Source organism: Rhodococcus sp. (in: high G+C Gram-positive bacteria), assembly GCF_049591685.1.
GTDB lineage: Bacteria > Actinomycetota > Actinomycetes > Mycobacteriales > Mycobacteriaceae > Rhodococcoides.
In genome coordinates this window covers 1-2,145 of the sequence record NZ_JBAWFH010000210.1, presented here as the reverse complement: position 1 = coordinate 2,145, position 2,145 = coordinate 1, and the positions used below count along the sequence as shown (strand labels likewise).

General features: G+C 62.6%; 3 protein-coding genes. 2 read left to right on the top strand and 1 reads right to left on the bottom strand.

The window, feature by feature from the left end; all coding sequences use genetic code 11:
- Together WBQ44_RS09005 and WBQ44_RS09000 are read left to right on the top strand one after the other, a co-directional pair.
- Positions 1-244: thiolase C-terminal domain-containing protein (locus WBQ44_RS09005; RefSeq protein ID WP_495566361.1), on the top strand; the 244-nt coding region annotated here is incomplete at its 5' end.
- Positions 241-1,104, top strand: a complete 864-nt coding sequence (locus WBQ44_RS09000; RefSeq protein ID WP_495566360.1) for a TIGR03619 family F420-dependent LLM class oxidoreductase — start codon at positions 241-243, stop codon at positions 1,102-1,104. The genes WBQ44_RS09005 and WBQ44_RS09000, both read left to right, overlap by 4 nt.
- Before the next feature lie 84 nt (positions 1,105-1,188).
- Here the strand turns inward: WBQ44_RS09000 and WBQ44_RS08995 are convergent.
- Positions 1,189-2,145: cytochrome P450 (locus WBQ44_RS08995; RefSeq protein ID WP_495566359.1), on the bottom strand; the 957-nt coding region annotated here is incomplete at its 5' end.

Below are 2,145 nucleotides of genomic sequence, written 5' to 3'. Positions count from 1 at the left end.
GAAACTCACCGAGGCCGGTGACACGGCGATCGGCGGCCGGTTACCGATCAACTGTTCGGGCGGAGTGCTGTCGTCCAATCCGATCGGGGCGTCGGGCATGATTCGCTTCGCCGAAGCGGCCATGCAGGTGATGCACCGGGCGGGCGATCATCAGGTCGAGAACGCCCGAAAAGCACTCGGGCACGCGTACGGCGGAGGCTCGCAATACTTTTCGATGTGGGTTGTGGGGAGTGAGCAGCCATGAAGTATACCGTCGGCATCGCGATGACGCCGCTGCACGAGTTGACCGCGTTGGCCCGGACCGCCGAGGAATGCGGGTTCTCCTCGATCGCGCTTCCGGATTCGCTGTTCTACATGGAAACCCAGACCGCCGACTACCCCTACACGCCCGACGGGTCGAGGATGTGGAACGCGGACACTCCGTGGGTGGATCCACTGATCGCCGCCGCAGCCATGGGAGCGGTCACCGAGAAGATCGAGTTCTACACCCAGGTGCTCAAGCTCGGCTCGCGCAACCCGGTGCTACTGGCTCGCCAGGTCGGCTCGGTCGCAGCGATGACGAACAACCGCTTCGGCTTCGGCGTCGGTATCGGCTGGGCGCCGGAAGAGTTCGAATGGTGCGGTGTCCCCTACGCGAAGCGGGGCAAGCGCGTCGACGAGATGATCGACGTCATCAAGCTCATCCTCGGCGGCGGCATGGTGGAGCACCACGGCGAGTTCTACGACTTCGACAAGCTCCAGATGAGCCCCGCGCCGACCGAGCCCGTTCCCTTCTACGTCGGCGGCCACACCGATGTGGCGCTGCACCGCGCCGCTCGTGTCGGCGACGGTTGGACGTCGGCGATGATCAAGTTCGACGATCTGGTCGCCGTCATCGCCCGATTGCGTGAGCTGCGCGAGGAGTACGGAAAAGCCGACGAGCCGTACGAGATTCAAACGGTGTGCATCGACCGCTTCGGGAAGGACGGGTACGCCGAGCTCGAGGATGCCGGTGTCACCGACATCATCACCGTGCCCTGGATCTTCGACGGCATCGGCTTCGACGGCCCGCTGGAAGCGAAGCAGGACTCACTGCGCGCGTTCGCAGACAACTTCATCCGCTGAGGTGCGGCTTCGCCGCCCGTGTGCCTTAAACGTTGCTCGAACAACACTTAAGGAACACGGGCGGCGGAGCAGCACCCAGCCGCATTAGTGCTTCACCGGGCAACCACCTGTGTAATCGACCTGGAACTCCTTGACGCCGTTGAGCCATCCGGATCGCAGTCGTCGGGGGTCCCCGAGTCGTGAGATGTCGGGCATGATGTCGGCGATTGCGTTGAACATCAGATCGATTTCCATCTTGGCGAGGTTGGCGCCGATGCAGTAGTGCGCGCCGTGGCCACCGAATCCGACGTGCGGGTTGGGGTTTCGCATGATGTCGAACTTCCGCGGGTTCTCGAACACGTCCTCGTCGAAGTTGGCCGAACTGTAGAACATCGCGACCCGCTCGCCGGCTTTGATGGTCGTGCCGTTCAGGTCGAAGTCTTCCTTGGCCGTTCGCTGGAAGGCAACGATTGGCGTGGCGTAACGAACGATCTCGTCGGCAGCTGTCTCGGGCCGCTCCTTCTTGTACAGCTCCCACTGGTCGGGGTTGTCCATGAATGCGGCCATCCCGTGGGTGATCGCGTTGCGCGTGGTCTCGTTGCCCGCGACGGCAAGGATGATGACGAAGAAGCCGAATTCCTCGGGCGCCATGTGGTCGCCGTCGATGTCTGCGTTGATCAGCGTGGTGATGATGTCGTCCTGCGGATTCTTCCGGCGTTCGTCCGCCATCTGGTACGCATATCCGAGGATCTGCGACGAGGCTTCGACGGGGTCGATGTCGAATTCGGGGTCGTCGTACGAGGTCATCTCGTTGGACCAGTCGAAGATCTTCTTGCGGTCCTCCTGCGGGATACCGATGAGGTCGGCGATGGCCTGCAGCGGCAGTTCCGATGCGATTTCGGTGACGAAGTCGCCCGTCGGGTTCTCTGCGGCCTTCTCGACGATCGCTTTGGCGCGTCGCTCGAGCTCGTCGCGCAGGCCGTTGATGGACTTGGGGGTAAAGCCTTTCGACACCAGTTTGCGGGTCTTGGTATGTTGCGGCGCATCCTGATTGAGCATGAC